Source organism: Streptomyces sp. NPDC032940, from assembly GCF_040636935.1.
Taxonomy (GTDB): Bacteria; Actinomycetota; Actinomycetes; order Streptomycetales; family Streptomycetaceae; genus Streptomyces.
In genome coordinates, this window is record NZ_JBEZVJ010000074.1 from 1 (window position 1) to 3,348 (window position 3,348).

Sequence of the window (3,348 nt, forward strand, 5' to 3'; positions counted from 1 at the left end):
GGGCTTTCCTCCGGGCGCTTCCCTTCGGTCTTGCGTTTCCGACTCTATCAGATCTTTCCGATCCGATTTCCTCGGTGCTTTCCAGGTTCCCGCTTTCGCGTTTCCCTTTCCGGCGGTTCCGACTTTATCAGAAGTTCCGGGCCGGTCTGACCGGCCGTTCTTTTCCGATTAATCGGGAGGATGGCTTCTCCGAATTCGATGATCCAGGAGGAAGCGTATAGATGCTCACTGTCACCCTCTGGGGAGACCCCGTCTACAGGCAACTGTTTGAATCTACCTCCCCGCTCGCTCCGTGTCAACGGCTCTTGCGGGAACGAAGAGGACACTAGCAGCTCCACCGGGGCTGATGCACATCAGGCGGCCGTCGGCACGGTGGCGCTGCGCTCGGCCGCCTCGACGTCCCCCGTGTCGCCTGCACGTACGGCACGGCCGCCGAGTACATAGACGTAGGCCAGGAAGGCCAGTTCTGCCAGTACGCCGATGGCGACGCGGGTCCAGGTGGGCAGGCCGGACGGGGTGACGAAGCCTTCGATGGCCCCGGAGACGAACAGGACCAGGGCGAGGCCCATCGCCATGCCGATCGCTGCGCGGCCCTCTTCGGCGAGCGCGGTACGGCGGGTGCGCGGGCCCGGGTCGACGAGGGTCCAGCCGAGCCGCAGGCCGGTTCCGGCGGCGACGAACACTGCCGTGAGTTCGAGCAGGCCGTGGGGCAGGACCAGGCCGAGGAAGGTGTCGAGGCGGCCGGCCGACGACATCAGGCCGAACCCGATGCCGAGGTTGAGCATGTTCTGGAACAGGATCCAGATCACCGGCAGGCCCAGGAAGACGCCCAGGATCAAGCAGAGCGCGGCGGCCCAGGCGTTGTTCGTCCAGACCTGTGCGGCGAACGAGGCCGCGGGGTGGCTGGAGTAGTACGTCTCGTACTGGCCGCCGGGGCGGGTGAGCTCGCGCAGTTCGCTGGGGGCCGCGATGGTGGACTGCACCTCGGGATGGGAGCCGATCCACCAGCCCAGCAGCACCGCGACGGCGGTCGATATGAGTGCGGTGGGGACCCACCAGTGGCGGGCCCGGTAGACGGCGGCCGGGAACTGCTGGGTCAGGAAGCGGGTGACGTCGCGCCAGGAGGCCCGGCGGGTGCCCGTCACGGCGCTGCGCGCGCGTGCCACCAGTTGACTGAGCCGTCCGGTCAGCTGCGGGTCGGGGGCGCTCGACTGGATGAGGGAGAGGTGGGTGGCCGCGCGCTGGTAGAGGACGACGAGTTCGTCGGTCTCCGCGCCGGTGAGCCGGCGCCGGCGGCGGAGCAGGGCGTCGAGGCGGTCCCACTCCGCCCGGTGGGCGGAGACGAAGACGTCGAGGTCCATCGGTGTGCCTGCTCCTCGGCTATCGTCGGCGGCTCGTCGTGGATCAGCTTGTCGTACCGCGGCGCGGTGCGTCCTCAGCTTGGCAGACTGGCGGGGACGGGGGCAGCCAGGGGAAGGGCGGCAGGCGTGAGCGAGCTGGTGACGGGCGAGGCGGTGGCGCTGGAGCTGCGTCCCGCGAGGCTGCCCAGCAGGGCCCTGGCCATCCTGCTCGATCTGGTGGTGGCCCTGGCGGCCTACGTGGCCATCACCATCGCTCTGGTCGCGTCGACCTCGTCCCTGGACATGGCGGCGCAGACGGCGCTGTCCCTCGCCGTTTTCGTCCTGGTGCTGGTGGGCGGTCCGATCGCGGTCGAGACGCTCAGCCACGGGCGGTCACTGGGGAAGATGGCGTGCGGGCTGAGGGTGGTGCGGGACGACGGTGGGCCGATCCGGTTCCGGCACGCGCTGGTGCGGGGCCTGATCGGAGTGGTCGAGATCCTGATGACGCTCGGAGTGGTGGCCTGCATCGCCTCCCTGGTCTCGGAGCGGGGCCGCCGCGTCGGTGACGTGTTCGCGGGGACCCTCGTCGTCCGGGAACGGGTGCCGGTCGCGCCGACGGGCTTTCTGCCGCCGCCTCCGCCGTGGCTGGCGGGGCGCTTCTCCGGTCTCGATCTGTCCGCCGTGCCCGACGGACTGTGGCTCGCCGTCCGTCAGTACCTCGCGCGGATGGGGCAGCTCGATCCCCAGGTCGGCTGGACCATGGCGGCGCGGCTCGCGTCCGAGGTGGCGGCCCTCACGGGTGCCCCGGCACCGCAGGGTGTGCCACCGGCCGCCTTTCTGGCCGCGGTGCTGCAGGAACGGCAGGCGCGGGAGGCTCGGCGGGCCTTCGGCGGCGGTACCCCGCAGGGCGCGGTCCCTGCCGCGGCGCCGGCCGCGCCACCCGTGAGCTATTCATCGCCGGTGGCGCGTGTGACGCCTCCGGTGGCTCCTCCGGTGGGCCCGGGCGACGCGCCGCAGGGCGGGCGGTCCGCCACCGGTTTCGTGCCGCCGGCGTAGCGGTTGCCGCTGTCGCGTTCGAGTCACTGCGTCATGCGTCGGCGCCCGGTTCCGGTAGGGGGAACACCGACGGTGGTGACTCCAGGTCCTCCAGCTCGATGCCGGGGGCCGCGAGGACGACGTCGCCGGCGATGTGCACGGTGTGCTGTTCGCCGGTGTCCAGGGCCGTGACCTGGTATTCGTCCACGGTCAGGGGGCCGTTGTCAGTGGGGTGTGCTTCGCTGTTCACCAGTGCCCAGGACTGGTCCACGGTGAGGGGGGCGAGGACCGGGTCCGTGAGGGCGACGAGGCGTACGCGGGTGGCCGATGCGGAGGGGGTGAGGCGCAGGAGTCGGGTGGTGGCGACGAGGAAGGCCGGGGAGGTGCCGGTGAAGGCGTGGGCGCGCACATTGCCTTCGGTGGCGTGGACTCCGGTGGGGTCGGTACGGACCCAGGTGACGCCGTCGATAGCGGCTCCGCGCACCTGCCAGTCGGCGGCGTGGAGTTCCAGGCGGATGGGACGGCCGAGTTCGTCGAGGGCGAGGTCGACGGAGCCGAGGTGGTCTCCGGTGGGCGTGGTCAGCCGGGAGACGTAGCGCCAGCCGGACGGGCCGGGGGCGCACTGGAAGTGTTCTTCTGCGAGGGGGGTGTGATCGTGCGGATCGTGGAGCGAATAACGGCCGCGGGGCATGGGTGTCCTGGGTGGTGACGGGCTGGTCCGGCCGCTGATGCGGGCGCGGCGCCAATGGGGCAGGCCCCCGGCACGGGGGTGCGGGGGCCTGCCTCGGAGGAACCGGTGACTCAGTAGCGGTAGTGGTCCGCCTTGTAGGGGCCCTCGACCTTCACGCCGATGTACTCGGCCTGCTCCGGGCGGAGCGTGGTCAGCTTGACGCCGAGGGAGTCGAGGTGGAGGCGGGCGACCTTCTCGTCCAGGTGCTTGGGCAGCACGTAGACGTCGGTCGGGTACTCGTCG

5 protein-coding genes are annotated in these 3,348 nt (G+C 70.9%); 2 read left to right on the forward strand and 3 right to left on the reverse strand.

The genetic code is table 11. The features are described from left to right. The coding region (locus AB0E77_RS34080; RefSeq protein WP_361578862.1) for a hypothetical protein at positions 1–221 on the forward strand (221 nt) is incomplete at its 5' end. Between the two features lie 132 nt (positions 222–353). On the opposite strand, the gene AB0E77_RS34085 is transcribed toward AB0E77_RS34080, so the two are convergent. Further along, entirely contained in the window at positions 354–1,361 is a 1,008-nt protein-coding gene (locus AB0E77_RS34085; protein WP_361578865.1) for a stage II sporulation protein M, read from the reverse strand. Between the two features lie 126 nt (positions 1,362–1,487). Here AB0E77_RS34085 and AB0E77_RS34090 point away from each other — a divergent pair, with 126 nt between their 5' ends. Continuing rightward, complete coding sequence (locus tag AB0E77_RS34090) at positions 1,488–2,396, forward strand: RDD family protein (protein WP_361578868.1); 909 nt, start codon at positions 1,488–1,490, stop codon at positions 2,394–2,396. A 31-nt stretch (positions 2,397–2,427) separates the two neighbouring features. Here AB0E77_RS34090 and AB0E77_RS34095 read toward each other — a convergent pair whose 3' ends face one another. Together AB0E77_RS34095 and AB0E77_RS34100 are read right to left on the reverse strand one after the other, a co-directional pair. Further along, on the reverse strand, positions 2,428–3,066 hold the full coding sequence (locus AB0E77_RS34095) for a hypothetical protein (protein ID WP_361578871.1): 639 nt from the start codon (positions 3,064–3,066) through the stop codon (positions 2,428–2,430). A 110-nt stretch (positions 3,067–3,176) separates the two neighbouring features. Continuing rightward, positions 3,177–3,348, reverse strand: a 172-nt coding sequence (locus tag AB0E77_RS34100) for an adenosylhomocysteinase (protein WP_361578873.1), incomplete at its 5' end; no start/stop codon positions are given.